Raw genomic sequence first — 871 nt, 5'->3', positions numbered from 1 at the left:
GAGGGCCGCCCCACCAGGGTCGGCCCTCGACTGCGTTAGCGTTCTGGCGGAAACGCCATCAGGAAGGATGCACCTGTGAGCTCTGGACCGCAGGGCGGGGACCGCCCCCGTCGCTACGAGGACCGCGCCGACCGTGGCCAGGGGCGCGGCGACGCCCGCCGCGATGACCGCCCCTCGTACCGGGGCGGCCGCGACGATCGCGGCGGTGCTCCCCGCGCCGGGGACCGCCGCGAGGGTGGTTTCCGTCGTGACGACCGTGCCGGTGGCGGCGAGCGTCGCGAGGGCGGCTTCCGCGGTGGTGACCGTCAGGGTGGGTTCCGTCGTGATGACCGTTCCAGCGGTGGCGAGCGTCGCGAGGGCGGCTTTCGCGGTGGCGATCGTCCGGGTGGGTTCCGTCGTGATGACCGTGCCGGTGGCGGTGAGCATCGTGAGGGCGGCTTCCGCGGTGGCGATCGTCCGGGCGGTTTCCGTCGTGATGACCGTGCCGGTGGCGGCGAGCGTCGCGAGGGCGGATTCCGTGGGGGCGACCGCGAGGGTGGCTTCCGTCGTGACGACCGCACCGGTGGTGGCGAGCGTCGTGAGGGCGGTTTCCGTGNGTGGTGACCGGGACGGTGGCTTCCGCGGCGGCGACCGCCAGGGTGGTGGCTTCCGTCGTGATGACCGTGCCGGTGGCGGCGAGCGTCGTGAAGGCGGTTTCCGTGGTGGGGACCGTCGTGAGGGTGGGTTCCGTCGGGACGACCGGACTGGCGGTGGGGACCGCCGTGAGGGCGGTTTCCGTGGTGGTGACCGGGACGGTGGTTTCCGTGGTGGGGACCGTCGTGAGGGTGGGTTCCGCCGGGACGACCGCACCGCTGGCGGCGACCGCCGTGAA

The 871-nt window shown here is 73.6% G+C and carries 2 pseudogenes; one reads left to right on the top strand and one right to left on the bottom strand.

Features of this window, described 5'->3' with window-relative positions:
- Positions 1-426, bottom strand: a pseudogene (locus B1205_RS30145) (hypothetical protein); the annotation flags it as partial.
- A 173-nt stretch (positions 427-599) separates the two neighbouring features.
- On the opposite strand from B1205_RS30145, the pseudogene B1205_RS30455 reads away from it, so the two are divergent.
- Positions 600-871 (top strand): annotated as a pseudogene (locus B1205_RS30455) (hypothetical protein); the annotation flags it as partial.

This window comes from Micromonospora sp. NBS 11-29, assembly GCF_002140155.1.
Classification (GTDB): Bacteria; Actinomycetota; Actinomycetes; order Mycobacteriales; family Micromonosporaceae; genus Micromonospora.
The sequence above is the reverse complement of the archived record's forward strand: the minus strand, read 5'-3'. Positions and strand labels throughout refer to the sequence as shown.